General features: G+C 63.6%; 18 protein-coding genes and 2 pseudogenes. 8 read left to right on the top strand and 12 right to left on the bottom strand.

Features of this window, described 5'->3' with window-relative positions:
• Positions 1 to 411: 411 nt before the first annotated feature.
• Positions 412 to 2,838: pseudogene (locus B5D38_RS01625) on the top strand (Rne/Rng family ribonuclease); the annotation flags it as partial.
• Positions 2,839 to 3,325: 487 nt separating this feature from the next.
• Here the strand turns inward: B5D38_RS01625 and B5D38_RS01620 are convergent.
• The gene (locus B5D38_RS01620; protein ID WP_078706615.1) at positions 3,326 to 4,474 is read right to left on the bottom strand and encodes a pyridoxal phosphate-dependent aminotransferase; all 1,149 of its coding nucleotides are present in this window, start codon (positions 4,472 to 4,474) and stop codon (positions 3,326 to 3,328) included.
• A 148-nt stretch (positions 4,475 to 4,622) separates the two neighbouring features.
• Between B5D38_RS01620 and B5D38_RS01615 the strand changes: the two genes are divergently transcribed.
• The 5 genes from B5D38_RS01615 to aat all read left to right on the top strand — a co-directional run bounded on the left by B5D38_RS01615 (position 4,623) and on the right by aat (position 9,655).
• On the top strand, positions 4,623 to 6,011 hold the full coding sequence (locus B5D38_RS01615; RefSeq protein ID WP_078706614.1) for a M48 family metalloprotease: 1,389 nt from the start codon (positions 4,623 to 4,625) through the stop codon (positions 6,009 to 6,011).
• Between the two features lie 32 nt (positions 6,012 to 6,043).
• Complete coding sequence (locus B5D38_RS01610; RefSeq protein WP_165690754.1) at positions 6,044 to 6,811, top strand: DsbA family protein; 768 nt, start codon at positions 6,044 to 6,046, stop codon at positions 6,809 to 6,811.
• A 326-nt stretch (positions 6,812 to 7,137) separates the two neighbouring features.
• Positions 7,138 to 7,617 (top strand): acetyl-CoA carboxylase biotin carboxyl carrier protein, encoded by a 480-nt coding sequence (gene accB, locus B5D38_RS01605; protein WP_078706612.1) that lies wholly within the window; start codon positions 7,138 to 7,140, stop codon positions 7,615 to 7,617.
• A 7-nt stretch (positions 7,618 to 7,624) separates the two neighbouring features.
• Complete coding sequence (gene accC / locus B5D38_RS01600; protein ID WP_078706611.1) at positions 7,625 to 8,977, top strand: acetyl-CoA carboxylase biotin carboxylase subunit; 1,353 nt, start codon at positions 7,625 to 7,627, stop codon at positions 8,975 to 8,977.
• Positions 8,978 to 8,983: 6 nt separating this feature from the next.
• Complete coding sequence (gene aat / locus B5D38_RS01595) at positions 8,984 to 9,655, top strand: leucyl/phenylalanyl-tRNA--protein transferase (protein ID WP_078706610.1); 672 nt, start codon at positions 8,984 to 8,986, stop codon at positions 9,653 to 9,655.
• Here aat and B5D38_RS01590 read toward each other — a convergent pair.
• The 4 genes and pseudogenes from B5D38_RS01590 to gatB all read right to left on the bottom strand — a co-directional run.
• Positions 9,592 to 9,936 (bottom strand): annotated as a pseudogene (locus B5D38_RS01590) (DUF2155 domain-containing protein); the annotation flags it as partial. The gene aat and the pseudogene B5D38_RS01590 overlap by 64 nt on opposite strands.
• A 135-nt stretch (positions 9,937 to 10,071) precedes the next feature.
• Positions 10,072 to 10,467: an NADH:ubiquinone oxidoreductase subunit NDUFA12 gene (locus B5D38_RS01585; RefSeq protein ID WP_078706608.1), complete on the bottom strand. Its 396-nt coding sequence runs from the start codon at positions 10,465 to 10,467 to the stop codon at positions 10,072 to 10,074.
• Between the two features lie 99 nt (positions 10,468 to 10,566).
• Complete coding sequence (locus B5D38_RS01580; protein WP_078706607.1) at positions 10,567 to 11,070, bottom strand: GNAT family N-acetyltransferase; 504 nt, start codon at positions 11,068 to 11,070, stop codon at positions 10,567 to 10,569.
• Complete coding sequence (gatB, locus tag B5D38_RS01575) at positions 11,067 to 12,566, bottom strand: Asp-tRNA(Asn)/Glu-tRNA(Gln) amidotransferase subunit GatB (RefSeq protein WP_078706606.1); 1,500 nt, start codon at positions 12,564 to 12,566, stop codon at positions 11,067 to 11,069. The genes B5D38_RS01580 and gatB overlap by 4 nt, the downstream gene beginning before the upstream one ends.
• Positions 12,567 to 12,772: 206 nt before the next feature.
• On the opposite strand from gatB, the gene B5D38_RS22805 reads away from it, so the two are divergent.
• Positions 12,773 to 13,081, top strand: coding sequence for a DUF6455 family protein (locus B5D38_RS22805; RefSeq protein WP_425349303.1), 309 nt, complete (start codon positions 12,773 to 12,775; stop codon positions 13,079 to 13,081).
• 62 nt (positions 13,082 to 13,143) lie between these two features.
• On the opposite strand, the gene B5D38_RS01570 is transcribed toward B5D38_RS22805, so the two are convergent.
• The 5 genes from B5D38_RS01570 to B5D38_RS01550 all read right to left on the bottom strand — a co-directional run bounded on the left by B5D38_RS01570 (position 13,144) and on the right by B5D38_RS01550 (position 16,624).
• Entirely contained in the window at positions 13,144 to 13,410 is a 267-nt protein-coding gene (locus B5D38_RS01570; RefSeq protein WP_078706605.1) for a chorismate mutase, read from the bottom strand.
• 159 nt (positions 13,411 to 13,569) lie between these two features.
• The gene (gatA, locus tag B5D38_RS01565) at positions 13,570 to 15,051 is read right to left on the bottom strand and encodes an Asp-tRNA(Asn)/Glu-tRNA(Gln) amidotransferase subunit GatA (RefSeq protein WP_078706604.1); all 1,482 of its coding nucleotides are present in this window, start codon (positions 15,049 to 15,051) and stop codon (positions 13,570 to 13,572) included.
• On the bottom strand, positions 15,048 to 15,527 hold the full coding sequence (locus B5D38_RS01560) for a GNAT family N-acetyltransferase (RefSeq protein WP_078706603.1): 480 nt from the start codon (positions 15,525 to 15,527) through the stop codon (positions 15,048 to 15,050). The genes gatA and B5D38_RS01560 overlap by 4 nt, the downstream gene beginning before the upstream one ends.
• Positions 15,527 to 15,814, bottom strand: coding sequence for an Asp-tRNA(Asn)/Glu-tRNA(Gln) amidotransferase subunit GatC (gatC, locus tag B5D38_RS01555; protein WP_078706602.1), 288 nt, complete (start codon positions 15,812 to 15,814; stop codon positions 15,527 to 15,529). The genes B5D38_RS01560 and gatC overlap by 1 nt, the downstream gene beginning before the upstream one ends.
• Before the next feature lie 108 nt (positions 15,815 to 15,922).
• Complete coding sequence (locus tag B5D38_RS01550; RefSeq protein WP_078706601.1) at positions 15,923 to 16,624, bottom strand: metal-dependent hydrolase; 702 nt, start codon at positions 16,622 to 16,624, stop codon at positions 15,923 to 15,925.
• Between the two features lie 87 nt (positions 16,625 to 16,711).
• Here B5D38_RS01550 and ruvX point away from each other — a divergent pair, with 87 nt between their 5' ends.
• A complete protein-coding gene (gene ruvX / locus B5D38_RS01545) occupies positions 16,712 to 17,188 on the top strand; it encodes a Holliday junction resolvase RuvX (RefSeq protein WP_078706600.1) in 477 nt (158 codons plus the stop codon).
• Here ruvX and B5D38_RS22445 read toward each other — a convergent pair.
• Together B5D38_RS22445 and B5D38_RS01535 are read right to left on the bottom strand one after the other, a co-directional pair.
• On the bottom strand, positions 17,143 to 17,475 hold the full coding sequence (locus tag B5D38_RS22445) for a DUF6105 family protein (protein ID WP_116002543.1): 333 nt from the start codon (positions 17,473 to 17,475) through the stop codon (positions 17,143 to 17,145). The genes ruvX and B5D38_RS22445 overlap by 46 nt on opposite strands.
• A gap of 12 nt (positions 17,476 to 17,487) precedes the next feature.
• On the bottom strand, positions 17,488 to 18,081 hold the full coding sequence (locus B5D38_RS01535) for a hypothetical protein (RefSeq protein ID WP_078706599.1): 594 nt from the start codon (positions 18,079 to 18,081) through the stop codon (positions 17,488 to 17,490).
• Between the last annotated feature and the right edge of the window lie 4 nt (positions 18,082 to 18,085).

Below are 18,085 nucleotides of genomic sequence, written 5' to 3'. Positions count from 1 at the left end.
ACGGTTCCTGCCGGCGAAGCACCTGAATCGGCGGTGGTCTCATCAGTCCGCGACAAAGGCGCCAGCCGGTCTGGCTCCGTGATCTTCAGATCTCTTGCAAGTTTTCTTGTGCCCTTCAGGAGCATTCCCTGGGCGCAGTTCGAGCGTGGCGTCCGCCCGATGGTCAGGCGCGCCGCGCAAATCCATCGATCGCCTCTGGCGATCATCAGATCGTTACAGGTCGCGCCGTGCCGTCAGTCGCCCTCGATCGCCGGTTTCCCTCTTCCGAGTTGAGAAGCTCGGGAGCCCGGTCGTCGCCAGGCGCCACGCGTTACATTCGGCCGACACAGACGGGCATCGTCGCCATTCAGGCAAGCACCGCGCCTCGCGCGGGTTCTGCCCTGCGGCACCATGCCTCGGAGTTCATTCTGCATGGCAAACAACAAAATGCTGATCGACGCGTCTCACCCGGAAGAGACTCGCGTCGTTGTCGTCAAAGGTAACAGAATCGAAGAATTCGACTTCGAATCGCAGCACAAGAAGCAGCTCAAGGGGAACATATACCTCGCGAAGGTGACGCGCGTCGAACCGTCCCTTCAGGCCGCGTTTGTCGACTACGGCGGCAACAGGCACGGCTTCCTGGCCTTCAGCGAAATTCATCCGGACTACTACCAAATCCCCATGGCGGATCGTCAGGCCCTCATTGAGGAAGAGCTGGCGCGTGCGCAGGAGGATGACGACAGCGATGCGGGCGACGAACCGGCTAAGCCCGCTCGCAAACCGCGCCGTAGCAGCAAGGCTGCCAAGGCTGCGCGCGCCAAGAGCGGGGACTCCGTGTCCGAATCGGTCGCCAGCGATCCGGCCGACGGCTCGTCAGCCGAAGAATCGAGCGATAACTCTTCCCCTGCCGAGGCAGCAACGGACAGCGCGAGTTCCGACGCGCCGGTGAGCGAAGACTCTCGGCAAGGCGACGCGCTAAATGCGCCCGCCGACTTCCGCGAGGAAGGCGGCGATGACTCGGACGCCGCAGAGGCGACCGAAGCCGGCTCCGAAGATAAGACCGGTTCCGAAGATAAGCCCGAGGCCCCTCAGCGTTCCTCTCGCCGTCGCAGCGAGCGCCGCCGCCGGTCGGCCGCCGCCGACTCGGAGGAGAGCGACGAAGAGTCCCACGAGGAGGAAGCCGAAGAGGTCGACGAGATCGGCGCCGAGGATGCGATGGAGGAAGTTCCGGTTCGTCAGAGCCGGCCGCGTCGCCAGTACAAGATCCAGGAGGTTATCAAGCGTCGCCAGATCCTGCTGGTCCAGGTCGTCAAGGAAGAGCGCGGCAACAAGGGCGCTGCCCTCACCACCTATCTCTCGCTGGCAGGGCGCTATTCGGTTTTGATGCCGAACACGGCGCGCGGTGGCGGCATCTCCCGCAAGATCACGAACGCCACGGATCGCAAGCGCCTGAAGGAAGTGGCGCGCGATCTCAAGGTGCCACAGGGCATGGGCGTCATCCTTCGCACCGCCGGCGCCAACCGCACCAAGCCGGAGATCAAGCGCGACTTCGAATATTTGATGCGGCTCTGGGAAACGGTGCGCACCGTCACGCTTTCCTCATCGGCCCCTGCCCTCGTCTATGAGGAAGGCAGCCTGATCAAGCGCTCGATTCGCGACCTCTACAACCGCGATATCGACGAAATCCTGGTGGCCGGCGAAGACGCCTATCGCGAGGCCAAGGATTTCATGCGGATGCTAATGCCGAGCCAGGCAAAGGTCGTCCAGCCCTATCGCGAGGCAACGCCGATCTTCGCGCGGCAGGGAATCGAGGCGCAGCTCGACCGGATGCTTCAGCCGCATGTGACGCTGAAATCTGGCGGCTACATCATCATCAACCAGACCGAGGCGCTCGTCGCCATCGACGTCAACTCGGGTCGGTCGACGCGCGAGCACTCGATCGAGGACACCGCCTTCCAGACCAATCTGGAAGCGGCCGAGGAAATCGCCCGGCAGCTCAGACTGCGCGACCTTGCGGGCCTCATCGTCATCGACTTCATCGACATGGAAGAGAAGCGCAACAACCGCGCGGTCGAGAAGAAGCTGAAGGACTGCCTCAAGGACGATCGGGCGCGCATCCAGCTCGGCCGCATCTCCCACTTCGGGCTCATGGAGATGAGCCGCCAGCGCATCCGCGCGAGCGTCCTCGAGTCGACGACGCAGGTTTGCCCCGTCTGCGAAGGCGTCGGCTACATCCGATCCGATTCGTCGCTGGCACTCCACGTGCTGCGCCACATCGAGGAGCATCTTCACAAGCACTCCGATCACGATATCGTGGTCAAGGTGCCGACGGCGACCGCGCTCTACATCCTCAATGAGAAGCGCGGCACCATCGCCGAACTGGAAGCCCATCATGGGGTGCGGATCACCATCGAGGCGGACGAAACCCACGGTCGCCAATCGGTGGTGATCGAGCGCGGCGCGGAAGCGACGCGTCCGACGCCGAAGGTCGAACCTGCCCATCTCGAGAGCGTCGTCGCCGAGGACGTCGAGGAAGAGGAAGAAGAAGTAATTTCTTCCGGGGAGACCCCGAGCGACGACGACAACGAGCGCGGCGACAACGGCAACCGTCGTCGCAAGCGTCGGCGCAAGCGGCGGCGGGGTGACGAAGATTCGGGCAATGGCGCCGAGGATGAGCAGCAGGCCAGCGGCGACGCCAGCGATGGCGATGACGATGCTGGTGATGACGACTCCTCGCAGGACGACGACCAGGGACGCGGCCGTCGGCGGCGGCGCAGGGGCCGTCGTGGCGGCCGGCGCAATCGCGACGATCTAGCTGACGGCGAAGTCTCGACGGAGGCTGGCGAAGGCCAGGAAGCCGAAGCGGTCTCTGACGGCGCGCGGGTTTCATCTGGCGAGCAAACAGAGGCCCCTTCACAGGCGGAAGCTCCCGTCCATGCGGAAGTCTCCTCTGGCACGGATGAGCCCTCGACCAACGAGGACGAGGCAGCGCCCTCGGCCATCCCGGCAACGGCGGATGCCCTTGTCGACGCCCCGGAAGCCACGCAGTCGGCTGTAGAGACGCAGGACGAGGTCGTGGGCGAAGAGGCTAAAGCGGACGCGGTAGAAAATTCCGCCCGTGCCGACGAAACTCCGACCGAGCAGGCGCCAAGCGCGCCCGTGGGGCCGAAGGAGCCTCAGGTCACGACCGGCTCTGGTGACACGCCTTCGGAAGACAAGCCCAAGCGCACGGGCTGGTGGTCGCGTCGCGGATTTCTCTGACATCCGCAGACAGTCTTAGACCGCAGAATTCAATCGCCGGCTCCCACAAGAGCCGGCGATTGTCGTTTGAGAAAGCTTATGAGTCTCAGCGAAGCGCCTGCTCGATCCGGTCCAGCGCGTCCGTCAACTCCGTTTCGCTGCAACAATAGGAAAGGCGGGCAAAGCGCTCGCCGCGCCGAAGATCGAAATCGACGCCCATGGTGATGGCGACATGGGCCTCATCCAAAAGCCGCTTCGACCATTCGCTGGCCGATCCCTGCCCTTCCGGAATCGCCGCATAGGCATAGAACGCGCCGTCAATGGGCGCGATCTCGCTGAAGCCCAGTTGTGGCAGGCGCTCGATCAGACGGTCGCGGTTGGCACGATAGCCGGCCTTTATCGTCTCGAGTTCGTCCGTCGCGCTGAAGGCGGCGAGCGCGGCGATCTGCGAAATATCGGGCGCCGAGATGTAGAGGCTCTGGCCGATGCGCTCGGCGGCGCGCACGAGGCTCGGCGGCAGCACCAGCCAGCCGATGCGCCAGCCTGTCATGCAATAGTATTTTGAGAAGGAGTTGACGACGATCGGGCTGTCGGAGAACTCCAGCGCGCTCGTCTCACGCTCGCTGTAGACCAGCCCGTGATAGATTTCGTCGGAGATGAAACGGATGCCCGCGCTGTCGGCGAAATCCACCAGCCTCTTCAGCTCCTCCCTGGGCGTCACCGTTCCCGTCGGATTGGACGGACTGGCGATGAGAACGCCGTGGACGGGTTTGGCGCGATGTTCGGCAGCGAGACGTTCGGCTGTCAGTATATATCCGTCATCGGCAGACACCTCGATCTCGACCGGTTCCAGGCCGAGCGCCTTCAGGATGTTGCGGTAGGCCGGATAGCCGGGCGCGGCGATGGCGATACGCTCCCCCACGTCGAAGGCGGCAAGAAAGGCGAGGTTGAATCCGGCGGACGAACCAGTCGTGACCATAACCTGCTCGGGTGAGACGGCGCAGCCATAGGTTTCGCGATAATGTTGCGCGATCCTTTCCCGCAGCTTCCATCGGCCGAGGGCATCGGTATAGGCGACGCGCCCGTGCGAAAGCATCTCGCGCGCGGCCTCCGCGACGGCTTGCGGCGCGGGCGCCGAGGGCTGGCCGACCGCAAGCGAAATGACCTTGTCGCCGCGCGCAATCATCCGGTTGGCGTCGGATAGGATGTCCATCGCCCTGAATGGGTCGACATGCGAGCGTAAAGAGGCCTTCATGGCGCGGGATTCGTTCACGAAATGCTGCTCCTCATGGATGGTGCGCGCCACATAATCGCCGCATAATACGGCCGAAACGACGCTTGCAGCTCGGGGGCACGATGCCTTACCAAGCCTAAGGATCGGACCGACGCACTGGATTAGCAGCATGGATTGTCGCTCGCGCCGCTTCAAGATGCGCTTCACTTCTTATCTCCTCGCGCTTGTTTTTGCCTTCGCCCCCAACGCTGCGATGGCAATTCAGGCACGGGGCAACGTTCCGGTCGTGCGCGACGCCGAGATCGAAGGCCTGGTCGAGGATTACGTGCGTCCGCTTTTGGGCGCGGCTGGACTTTCTCGTTCCGGCATCGAGGTGATCCTCGTCAACGATCCCGGTTTCAACGCTTTCGTTTCCGGCCGGCGCATCTTCATCAACACCGGCACGATCGCCGGCTCCGAGAGACCAAGCGAGACGATCGGCGTCCTCGCCCACGAGATCGGCCATCTGGCCGGCGGGCATCAGCAGCGCCTTCGCGAGCAGCTTGAACGCGCCTCGACCATCGCCATGGTCGCCACCGCCCTGGGTGTCGGCGCCATCGCCACGGGCGCGGCGACCGGCCAGCGGGAAGTGGCAAGGGCGGGAAGCGGCATTGCCGCCGGCACCGGCGATTTCGCGCGGCGGCTGGTGGCGCGCTATCAACGCGGCGAGGAAACGACAGCCGATCGCGCCGCTCTGACCTATCTGGAGAAGACGAAACAGTCGCCGAAGGGGCTTCTTGACGGCTTCGAGGGCCTGATGCGCAGCAACATGTTCTCGACGAGCCGGGGTGACGCCTATCTCTCGTCCCACCCAATGCCGCAGGATCGCTTGGCCTTCCTTCAGACAGCCGCCAAGGCCAGCCCCTACTACGACAAGCCGGAAGACCCGACGCTTCAGGAGCGCCATGACCTCGCCAGGGCGAAGATCGCCGCCTATACCGGGGGCGCGGTCGCTGTCCAGCGCCTCTTCGCGAAGCAGCCTTTCGGTCTCGCGACCCGCTACGGAATCGCCATCGCAACCCATCTCAACGGCTCGCCGTCGGATGCGCTCACCAAGTTCGATGCGCTGATCCAGACGCAACCGAAGAACCCCTGGTTCCACGAAATGCGCGGTGAGGTCCTGATGCGAGCTGGACGCGCCAGAGAAGCGGCGGACGCCTATCGAAAGGCGGCATCGCTGGACAAGTCGAAATCGGGCGTCCTTCAAGCGGAAATCGGTCAGGCGCTCGTCACCGGCGGCGATCCCAAGAGCATGAAGGAGGCGGTGCGGCTGATCAAGGCGGGCCTCCAGAGCGATCCGGATAATCCGACGGCCTACCGGTTTCTGGCCATGGCCTATGGACGGCTCGGTGACGTCGGCGCCGCCGATCTCGCCACCGCGGAAGGCCATTGGCATGTCGGCGCCTATCGCGACGCCAAGGTGTTCGCGGCGCGCGCACAGCAAAATCTCAAGCCGGGAACGCCGCTCTGGCGCCAGGCCGAAGACATCATCAACACAAAGATCTCGCCGAAGACGTAGTCTTTCTTCAGCGATACAAGAGGAGTCGTCCGGTGCCCCGCGCCCTTGCTGCCGCCATAGCCGCTCTTGCGGTCGTTTCCACCGCCCTGCCTTCGCCGACCCTCGCCGCGGAGCGGTTCGACAACGGCGACAAGCAGGAGATCGAGAAGATCGTGCGCGACTATCTCGTCGCGAACCCCGAGGTTCTCGTCGAGGCCTTCCAGGCGCTTGATGCCAAGCAGAAGGCCCAGCAGGCGACGCAGCAGAAGGCGGCGATCGCGGAGCTCAAGGACAGAATCTACAAAGCGCCAGAGGGTGCGACGCTGGGCAACGCCGACGGCGACGTCACCGTGGTCGAGTTCTTCGATTACAACTGCGCCTACTGCAAGCGCGGCCTCGAGGCGATGAACAGCCTGATCGAAGGCGATTCCAAGCTGCGCTTCATCCTGAAGGACCTGCCGATCCTCTCGGAGCAGTCCGTAGCGGCCGCGCGCGTCAGCCTCGCCGTTCAGAAAGTGGCACCGGACAAGTTCGCGGCGTTCCATCGGGAGCTGCTCGGTTCGCGCGGCCTGGTGGACGAGAGGCGCGCCCTGGATGTCGCAAAGGAACAAGGTATCGACGAGGCGGCTATTCGCGCCATCAAGGATAGCGATGAAATATCGCAGACGCTTTCTCAGGAGGCCGACCTCGCCCAGCAGCTCGGTGTCAACGGCACCCCTGCTTACGTCATCGCGGACGAGCTCGTTCCGGGCGCCATCGGCTATCACAGTCTTGCCGAGAAGATCGCCAATGTCCGCCGCTGCAACAGCACGACGTGCTGACCCGTGGGGCCTGTCGCGACAGCCCTCCTCCACAGGCCTGCGGCGAAGCGCGGCTATAAACGCGGTCCACACGTCTTCCACAGAGCCGCTTTGCGGTCTATATCGCCCTCACGTTTTGGTGCGCGCCGCTCAGACCCTTGCTCAAGGTTGGTCCCGAGGATGCTTACGACCACGCCAAGCTTCCCCGGCTCTCTCCTCCAAGGAAGATATCTCTCCTGCCGGTGCCTAGTGCCGGAAGGGCGAATGCGGCAGCCGGAACGCCGAGAGGATTCGCCGGCATCTCGTGCCAATTGGACCGAATAGTAGCTTTGACCGGAAGATATCGAATGACAAACAACAACACGACGGTCGACCCTTCGCTGGTTCGTGAACTGGCCAACATCCTCGACGAGACCGACCTGACGGAAATTGAAGTCGAGCAGGGCGAGATGCGCATCCGCGTTTCGCGCCAGAAAGATATTGTTTACGCGGCGTCGGCTGGCTCGGCGCCCATGGCGAATGTCATGCCGGCTCCCATGGCAGCCGCGACGGAGATGACGGATTCCAAGGCGCCCGCTCCGAGCGGGCCGGAGCCCGGTTCCGTGCCTTCGCCGATGGTCGGCACCGTCTATCTGTCTCCGGCGCCCGGAGCCAAGCCGTTCGTAGAGGTCGGCCAGACCGTCGCCGAGGGCGAGACGCTGCTCATCATCGAGGCGATGAAGACGATGAACCAGATCCCCTCGCCTCGCAGCGGCAAGATCAAGCAGATCTGCGTCGAGAACAGCCAGCCGGTGGAGTACGGCGAAACGCTCGTCGTCATCGGATGAGGCGGTCATGTTCAAAAAGGTTCTGATCGCCAACCGAGGCGAAATCGCACTCCGGGTCCTGCGCGCCTGCAAGGAGCTCGGCATATCCACCGTCGCGGTCCACTCGACGGCGGACAACGCCGCGATGCACGTTCGCCTCGCGGACGAAAGCGTGTGCATCGGGCCACCGCCCTCGCGCGATTCCTATCTCAACATTCCGCAGATTATGGCGGCCTGCGAGATCACCGGAGCGGACGCGGTCCATCCCGGCTACGGTTTCCTTTCCGAGAACGCGCGCTTCGCTGACATTCTCGAAGCCCACAACATCACGTTTATCGGGCCACGCGCCGAGCACATTCGCCTAATGGGCGACAAGATCGAGGCAAAGCGCACGGCCCTTCAGCTGGGCATCCCGGTGGTTCCGGGATCGGCCGGCGCGGTCACGGACGATACCGAGGCGGCACGGATCGCCGAGGAGATCGGCTTTCCCGTTCTCATCAAGGCGGCGGCAGGTGGCGGCGGTCGCGGCATGAAGGTAGCGCGCGAGAAGAGCGAGCTGGCGACCGCCCTTGCCACCGCGCGCTCGGAAGCCATCGCCGCTTTTGGCGACGACGCCGTCTATATCGAGAAATATCTGGCCAAGCCTCGTCATATCGAGGTTCAGGTCTTCGGCGACGGCGAAGGCGAGGCCATCCATCTCGGCGAGCGTGACTGCTCCTTGCAGCGCCGCCATCAGAAAGTCTGGGAAGAATCGCCCTCGCCCGCTCTCAACGACGAGCAGCGCAAGAAGATCGGCGAGATCTGCGCCACCGCCATGCGCAAGATCGCCTATCGCGGCGCCGGCACCATCGAGTTCCTCTACGAGAACGGCGAGTTCTACTTCATCGAGATGAACACCCGCCTTCAGGTGGAGCACCCGGTGACGGAAGCGATCACGGGCATGGACCTCGTCCATGAGCAGCTTCGCGTCGCGGCGGGCGACGGCCTTTCGCAGAAGCAGGACGAGATCACCTTCCACGGCCACGCGATCGAATGTCGCATCAACGCCGAGGACCCGCTGACCTTCGCGCCGTCACCCGGCCGGATCACCCATTATCATCCTCCGGGCGGCCTCGGCGTCCGCGTCGACTCCGGCGTCTATCAGGGCTACCAAATCCCGCCCTTCTACGACAGCCTGATCGGCAAACTGATCGTGGCCGGGCGCGACCGCAACGAGTGCCTGATGCGTCTCCGGCGCGTGCTCGACGAGTTGGTGGTGGATGGCATCAAGACGACCATTCCGCTGTTCCGGGAACTCGTCGACAACGCCGACATTCAAAGCGGCGACTACGACATCCACTGGCTGGAACACTTTCTCGCCCGTCCACGGCTCGCGGAATAGGGCAGGATGACTCGGCGCGACGATCACCGCTTTCGCATCACGCCGGAAATCCTGCTCAAGGCCTATGCCTGCGGCATATTTCCGATGGCGGAAAGTGCCGATCAGGTCGGCCTGCATTGGATTGACCCCACGGAACGTGGGGTCATCTTCCTGAACCGGTTTCATGTGTCGAAGAGCCTGCGCAAGGTGATCCGCAAGGAGCCTTTCGACATTCGCTTTGATACAGCCTTCGCCGAGGTCATCGACGCGTGTGCCGAGCCGGCTCCAGGCCGTCGGCTGACGTGGATCAACCAGGAAATCCGCGACCTCTGCATCGCCCTCTTCCAGCGCGGCAACGCCCACAGCGTCGAGGCGTGGCAGGATGGCGCGCTCGTCGGCGGCCTCTACGGCATCAGTCTTGGCAGCGCCTTCTTCGGCGAGAGCATGTTCTCGCGCACGACGAACGCGTCAAAGGTCGCCCTGGTCTATCTGTGGGATCGGCTGAAGCGCGGCGGCTATACGTTGCTCGATACGCAATTCCTCACCAGCCACCTGGAAACGTTTGGCGCGCTGGAGGTTCCTCGCGAGGAGTATCAGGCGTTGCTCGAGGAATGCCTGACGCGGCGGGCGACGTTTCAGCCGGCGGGTGGCGGCGGCACGTCGGACTCCATTTTGCAGTCCTTGAGCCAGACGTCGTAGACGGGGTGCTCGACGGCGTTGAGACCCGGTGAGTCGGCAAACATCCAGCCGGTGAAGATGCGCTGGATCTTGCGGTCGAGCGTGATCTCATCCACCTCAACGAACGAGTCGGTCTTCGGCGTCTCGCTCGTCGGGCGGGAGTAGCAGACCCGCGGGGTGACCTGCAGCGCGCCGAACTGGACCGTCTCGCCCACATAGACATCGAAGGTCGTGATGCGCCCGGTGATTTTGTCGAGGCCGGAGAAGACCGCGACCTTATTCTCGATCCTTTCAGCCGCAGCCGGCCCCACCATGACGAGCATGGCAAGCAGGGCCGAAGAAAGGCGCAACATCCTCACGGGCAGAAATCTCCAAGGCCGAAAGACGTCCCGTCTATCGCCGTCGCAAGCCGGATTTATGGCGAAGTGCGTCGGGGCTCAGGACGGCGTCCAGGCGTCGTAATCGCCCGTGACGCGGGGGCGCTGCGACGAGCTCAGGAGCGAGCCCTTCGGCCGATAAGCCTGCGGCGTTCCCGTGAGATTCGGAAGATGCGGCTTCTGCCAGGGGCGCGGCTTATAGTCGATCTCGGTCGGGGCGACGTCGGAGCGATGATGCATCCAGCCCCACCAGCCTGCAGGAATGGAGGAAGCTTCCGCCACGCCCTTGTAGATGACCCAGCGACGCTTTCCGTCCTTGGTCTGATAGTAGACGTTGCCGAAATCGTCCTCGCCCACGCGCTGGCCGGCACGCCAAGTGAAGAAGCGCGTCCCGATCGTCTGCTGGTGCCACCAGGTGAAGAACTGAAGGAGCCAATCTTTCGTGGAAGCTTTCATGGAGCGTCGACACCTTGGGAACGAGTGCGGCTGTTATGCGATCGGGCGGAGCAAAAGTCCACCCTCGTCTGGCGGAGCGAAGCGGACATCGCCATGGTTTCAATCAAGGCGCTTCTCGTAGATCAGCGCCGGCACGGTCAATCCGCTGAAGCTGCTATGCTGCGTGTTTGTGCCCGCCGGCTCGAAGCCGGCGCTCTCGTAGAAGCCGATCGCCTGCTGGTTCTCAGCCTCGACTTCGAGACGAAGTCGCTCGCCTTCGGGAAACGCGGCCTCGATCTCCTCAAGCAACATCCGCCCGATGCCCTGCCCTTGGCAACTGGGAAGAACATAGAGCTGGTGCAACGAAATCAGCTTCTTCGCCCGGTCCATCGCGGCATAGGCCATTCCGCCCAGAAGGGCGCCGTCATCGGCGACGATGAACTCCGAATTCGGGCGCGTCAGGCGCGGCGACAGCGCGGAGATCGAATGCCAGGAGGCGGTGATCTCGTCGACGCGCTCGCGTCCATAGATGCCGTCATAGGTGGCGTGCCAAGTCTCAGCGAGCAGCGCGCTGATCGCAGGAAGATCGCGCGCCGCGGCGGTCCGTACGAAAAAGCGCGTCATTCGATACCGAGGCGCGCCTTGACGATCTGGTTGACCGCCTGAGGATTGGCCTTGCCGCCGGTCGCCTTCATCACCTGACCGACAAACCAGCCAGCGAGCGTGGGCTTCGCCTTCGCCTGCTCCACCTTGTCGGGGTTGGCGGCGATGACCTGATCCACGGCGGTCTCGATGGCGGAGGTATCCGTCACCTGCTTCATGCCGCGACGCTCGACGATCTCCGCAGGGTCGCCGCCCTCGGTCCACACGATCTCGAACAAGTCCTTGGCGATCTTTCCCGAGATCGTATCCGCACGAATAAGGTCGAGGATAGCGCCGAGCTGATCGGCGGAAACCGGAGTCTCGTCAATGCCTTTGCCTGATTTGTTCAAGGCACCGAGGAGGTCGTTGATCACCCAGTTGGCGGCCTGTTTCGCGTCGCGTCCCTCCGCCACCTTCTCAAAGAAATCGGCGATCGCCCGCTCCGAAACAAGAATCGATGCGTCGTAGGCCGAGAGCCCCGCATCTTGCATCAGGCGCGTCTTCTTATCATCGGGAAGCTCGGGAAGGTCCTTGGCGAGAGCCTCGACATAGGCTTCGTCGAACTCGAGCGGCAGGAGATCGGGGTCGGGGAAATAGCGGTAGTCGTGCGCCTCTTCCTTGGAACGCATCGCCCGTGTTTCCCCCTTCACCGGATCGAAGAGACGGGTTTCCTGATCGACGCTTCCGCCATCCTCGATCAGAGCGATCTGCCGCCGAGCCTCGGATTCGATCGCCTGGCCGACGAAGCGGATGGAATTGACGTTCTTGATCTCGCAGCGTGTGTTGAAAGGCCCGCCAGGGCGACGCACCGAGACGTTCACGTCGGCGCGCATCGAGCCTTCATCCATGTTGCCGTCGCAGGTGCCGAGATAGCGAAGGATGGTTCGCAGCTTCGTCAGGAAGGCCCGCGCCTCGTCCGCAGAGCGCATATCGGGCTTGGAGACGATCTCCATCAGCGCCACGCCCGACCGGTTGAGATCGACATAGGACATGGTGGCGTGCTGGTCGTGCACCGACTTGCCCGCATCCTGCTCCAGATGGAGCCGCTCGATTCCCACCTCGACGTCCTCGAACTCGCCCTTGGAGTCGGGGCCGACGGAGACGATGACCTTGCCCTCGCCGACGATAGGGTCCTTGTACTGGGAAATCTGGTAGCCCTGCGGCAAATCCGGATAGAAGTAGTTCTTGCGGTCGAAGACCGAACGCGGATTGATCTGCGCCTTGAGGCCGAGCCCGGTTCGGATGGCCTGGCGTACGCACTCCTCGTTGATCACCGGCAGCATTCCCGGCATCGCCGCGTCGACCAGCGAGACATGTTCATTGGGATCGGCGCCATACTCGGCCGAAGCGCCGGAGAAGAGTTTCGCCTTGGAGACGACCTGGGCATGAACCTCCATGCCGACGATGATTTCCCAGTCGCCGGTGGCGCCGGCGATGAATCTCTTGGGATCAGGCGTGCGAGTGTCGACGATGCTCATGGATCAGGCCTTGCTGGCTTAAAATGCAATAGAGAAGCGCTAGTGGAAACGCCGGAGCCATTCAAGGCGGATAGACGCCCGATGTTTCCGCCGCCCGTGCAGCAGGAACTTCCCCTTGGGTGTTGCCGCGATTTTGATCCGCGTCAAGCCGCAGGCCGTGCAAACCCGGTAATTTCCGCCAACTCGCAAGAAGAACGAGGCTGACCGTGGGAGTGTTCGAGTGGCTGCGGCGCCGAAGAAGACGACGCGACCTCTGCACCGAGATGATGAAGACCATCGACGTCCAGCGCTCCATGCTCGACGCCCAGAACGGTCTTGCCCGCCGGATCACGGATACCTGCCGGGCCTGCCCCTGCAAGCGTGAGTGTCGGGCGTGGCTGCGGTGGCGAGTCAGGGCATCCTCTGCGCCCGGCTTCTGCCCCAACGCCAGCATCTTCGCTTCTCTTGGCGCTCGGTCGGACCCAACACAGGATCAGCCGCCGGGTCGTGAAGAAACGGCAGTGGCCGGCAACTGAAAAATCGACGCTGGGCCGGTTTCTGTCATGGCCGCCCAGATGAAGCGGTGGAGTGTTCCGGCTTAGGCTTCGAGACGCCGCTCTTCCTCGGCGATCGCCGCGGCCACCAGCTTCTCCCAAATCGCTCCGTAGAGCGCGGGGTCTAGCCCATGCGCGCTGGCGTGCCTCCTGGCATTGCCGACCACCTCGTCGACGCGCGAGGGAATGTTGGCGGGAAGCCCCGCCTCGGCTTTCAGCTCGGCGGCTCGGTGGATGTAAGTCATACGCTCGGCGAAAAGATCGAAGAGCGCGTCGTCGATCGCGTCGATCTCGGCGCGCAGCTCCGTCATCGAACGGCAGTCTTCCGGCGCTCTGCGGACGGTTCGCGGCATTGCTGCTGGTTTCCCTTCATGACTGAGGCTGCGGCTCACATGTGCCGCGAGCCGGGCAAGTCCAGGGTGTGGTCTAGGAGCGACGACGGGAATTACCCGCCGTCCGGCTCCTGTCGGCTACCACCACGGCGTCGGCTCGAAACGGCCGGCCGCCTGCTCCACCACATGGGCGGCAGCGAACAGCGTCTCCTCGTCGAAAGGCCGGCCGATAAGCTGTAGTCCGAGCGGGGTTCCCTCCTGGGAGAGACCGCCGGGAACCGCAATGCCCGGCAGACCGGCCATGTTCACCGTCACGGTGAAGATGTCATTGAGGTACATCTTCACCGGGTCGGAGGCCATGTCCTGATCGGCGATGCCGAACGCGGCGGAGGGAGTCGCCGGGGTCAGCAGCGCATCGACGCCACTCGCGAAGACCTGCTCGAAGTCGCGCTTGATCAGCGTGCGGACCTTCTGCGCCTTGAGGTAGTAAGCGTCGTAATAGCCGGCCGAGAGCACGTAGGTGCCGATGAGAATGCGGCGCTTGACCTCACGGCCGAAACCGGCCGCGCGGGTTTTTTCGTACATATCAATGACGTCGCGGCCAGGAACGCGCAGGCCATAGCGCACGCCGTCATAACGCGCGAGGTTGGACGAGGCCTCGGCAGGCGCGACGATGTAATAGGCCGGCAGTGCGTACATCGTGTGCGGCAGGGACACGTCGACGATTTCGGCCCCGGCGTCCCTCAGCCAAGCGATACCGTTCTGCCAGAGGGTCTCGATTTCGTCCGGCATTCCCTCGACGCGGTACTCCTTCGGCACGCCGATCTTGAGGCCCTTCACAGAGCGGCCGATGGCAGCCTCGTAATCGGGAACGGGTCGGTTGACGGACGTGGTGTCGCGGTCATCCACCGACGCCATGGACTTCAGCATGATGGCCGCGTCGCGCACATCGCGAGCGATCGGGCCGGCCTGGTCCAGCGAAGAGGCGAAGGCGACGATGCCCCAGCGCGAGCAGCGGCCATAGGTCGGCTTGATACCGACTGTGCCGGTGAAGGCGGCGGGCTGGCGAATCGAGCCGCCAGTGTCGGTCGCCGTGGCGCCGGCGCAGAGACGCGCAGCCACGGCCGCAGCCGAGCCGCCGGAAGAGCCGCCGGGCACGAGGTCGAGGTTCGATCCCTTGCGCCGCCAGGGGCTTTTGACCGGGCCGTAATAGCTGGTCTCGTTGGATGAGCCCATCGCGAACTCGTCCATGTTCAGCTTGCCGAGCATCACGGCGCCGTCGTGCCAAAGGTTGGCGGTGACGGTGGATTCGTATCGCGGCTGGAAGCCGTCGAGCACATGGCTCGCCGCCTGCGTGTGGACGCCGTGAGTCGCGAAAAGGTCCTTGATGCCGAGCGGAATGCCCTCCAGCGCGCCGGCGGTTCCGCCCGCGATCCGGTCGTCGGAGGCCCTGGCCATCTCCCGAGCGCGATCGTGGGTGACGACGACGTAGGCGTTAATCGCCTCATTCGCCCGGTCGATGGCGGAGAGATAGGCGTCGGTCAGTTCGAGGGCGCTGAACTCCTTGCCCAGCAGCTTGTCACGCGCCTCGGCGATCGTGAGAGAGGTAAGATCGCTCATCTGCTCAGTGTCTTCTCGTAAAATCGTGAATATCCGGAATCGGGATAGTCGAGGAACGCGCCGCAGCGGGAAAAGCCTGCGGCCTCATAAAGAGCCCATGCCGGCTCGAACCCGGCGGTCGATCCTGTCTCCAGGACCAGCGTCGAGATGCCACGCTGGCGAGCGCCCTCCTCGATGGCCGCAAGGATTCGGCGCCCCATTCCCCGCCCCCTGAGATCGGGTTTGGTGAACATGCGCTTGACCTCGGCGAGTCCATCGCCGTGCTCCTTGAGCGCGCCCATGGCCACGGCCTCGCCAGCGTCGTTCCGCATCACCCAAAGCGTCACGCCGGGCTCGGCCATCTGCTCCGCGGTCAACTTGAACTGAAACTCCAGCGGCGACAGCGGCAATAGATGGTCGTTCAGGCTCTGGACCAGAGCGCGGATGTCGTCCTGGAGCGGCGTCTCGACCGCGATGGTGACAGCCCCCGCTGTCATCACTCGACGACCTTCGGCACCATGAAGAAGTGATCTTCCGTCGCCGGCGAATTGGCGACGATGTCGTCGGCGATGTTGCCGGACGTCACCTTGTCCTGACGCTTTTTCATGGTCATGGGCGTTACGGAGGTCATGGGCTCGACACCCGAAACGTCGACCTCGTCGAGCTGCTGGACGAAACCGAGAATGGCGTTGAGTTCGCCCTGCATCGCTTCGGCTTCAGCCTCGGTGACGGCAATGCGCGCCAGGCGCGCCACTCGGCGAACGGTATCAATGTCGACGGACATGTCATTCCTTCGATCAAAAAGGGGCTCGTCCCGCTATACCGGGACGGTCGTGGGCGCGCAATCGAAACAGGGCGTGCGACGGCGGCCTCGTCCGCCATCGCGGCGTGCCTAGACCTCGAAGCCCTGACCGATGACGGGGACCCTCACCTTGCCGCCCTCTTCCTCCATGGCCTCCACGAAGGTCTGCGGCGAGGCATCGAGAATTGGCATGGTGCCCCAATGGATGGGAATGACCATGTCAAAGTCGAAATAGCGGCGGCAAGCCAGCGCGGCGACGGCGCCGCCCATGGTGAACCGATCGCCGACCGGCACCAGTCCAATCTTCGGGCGATGCAGCTCGTTGATGAGGGCCATGTCGGAAAAAATGTCGGTGTCGCCCATGGCGTAGAGCGTCGGCGCGTCGTTGAAATGGAAGATGACGCCGTTGGGCATGCCGAGATAGATCGGCACACCGTTCTCCTCGGCAAACGATGCCGAATGGAAAGCCTGCGTCAGCGTCACCGAGAAATCGCCGAACTTCACCGTGCCTCCGGTGTTCATCGGCTCCACCGCCGGGGCTCCCTTGGCTTTCAGCCAGGTCGCCAGCTCGAACGTGCCGACAACCTTGGCCCCGGTCGCCTGGGCGATGGCAAGCGTGTCGCCGATGTGGTCCGAATGGCCATGGGTGAGGACGATATGGGTTGCTCCCGCGCTGGCGCCTTCCACGTCGCCCTTGTAGTGGGGATTGCCGGACAGGAATGGGTCGAGCAGGATCGTCGACGATCCCGTCTCGATGCGAAATGCCGAATGGCCAAAATAGGTGATTCTCATGATCTCTACCCTCGCTCCCACGCGGAGCATCGCGCGGCCCTGCGGAGTAATTGAGGGCTTGGCCGACGGGGTCAAGGCGCGTTCGATATGAGTGTCGTCGAGATCGCGGACATCGCGTCGCTCCTGCCCAAGGGTGCGGTCGTTGCGGGGCTGGACCTTGGAACGAAGACCATTGGCTTTGCCGTTTCCGACCTCGGGATGCGCTTCGCAACGCCACGGCCGGTCATCCGACGTTCCAAGTTCGCGAAGGATGCGGAGCTGCTACTTCAGATGCTGGCAGCGGAACATTGCGGCGCGATCGTCATCGGGCTGCCGCTCAACATGGACGGAAGCGAGGGGCCGCGCGTGCAATCGACGCGCGCCTTCGTGCGCAACATCGAGAGGATGACGGCCCTGCCGATCGCCTTCTGGGACGAGCGGCTGTCGACGGTCGCGGCGGAGCGCGGCCTTCTCGAGGCGGACGTTTCTCGCAGGAAACGCGCCGAGCGCATTGATTCGGCGGCGGCCGCCTTCATCCTTCAGGGAGCCTTGGACAGGCTCGCCCGGGAAATCACCTCTTCCTGATGAGGGTGCTGCCGCCGCGCCTCGATCCAGCGGCGGATGGCCCGACGCTGGCGGAAGGCAAACAGCGCGAGGACGAAGAGACTGTCATAGACGAGCGCATGAGCAACCATGCCCGGCAGCGCGGCCGGATCGACGCCGAGAACGGCGCCATAGATTCGAAAAACCTGATCGTGCAGTTCGCGGGAGAAAAAGAAGAAACCGAGGCTCCAATCGTTCAATGAGAGGAAGTACCAGCCCCAGAAAAAGGCGATTGGGCCAAGCCAGAAGATCAACAACGCACGCAACATCGAATTGGCCCTTTAGCTTCGGCTATGCGGCGTCACCAGCCGCAGTTCCGGGCGGCTCGTGCGTACCGGGCGCTCGCTCCGACGCGCCGGCGTGTAGAGGCGAGTCTGCTTGGCCATGGCGCCGGCAATCAAGGAAACACTTTCCGCAAACGACTCCGCATCCTCCTCGCCTTCTTCCGGCTCGACGATGAGATGATCGAAAAGGAGCGCGCCGAAGGTGACGAAGAAGGCGGTGATGACCGGGCTCTCAGGCTGCTCAAACGGCCCGAATCGCATTCCAGTCAAAGCACTGGCGATAGCCAGCGCCACCAGAACGAGGAAGGCGACGCCGAGAATGATCTCGCCGACGACCTGACGCCGAAACGGCTTTCTGTGGATGACGACGATGCCGACGAGCAGCGCAACGCACAGCGCCAGCGACACGATGAGGCTCGAAAGAGGCAGCATCGGCATGGAACCGTCCACGCCAACTGATTCCGACAGAGCCTTCACCGCCTCGGGGAAACGATCGGCGATTTGCGGCAACGCCAGGATGGACGGCAGGCATATGCCACCGCAGAAGCCCAGCCAGCAGCTGGCGGCGAGCGTGGTCGGCAGTCGTGTCATGAGC

The organism is Consotaella salsifontis, assembly GCF_900167365.1.
Classification (GTDB): Bacteria; Pseudomonadota; Alphaproteobacteria; order Rhizobiales; family Rhizobiaceae; genus Consotaella; species Consotaella salsifontis.
Note: the sequence above shows the minus strand (reverse complement) of the source record. Positions and strands in the feature narration are given on the sequence as shown.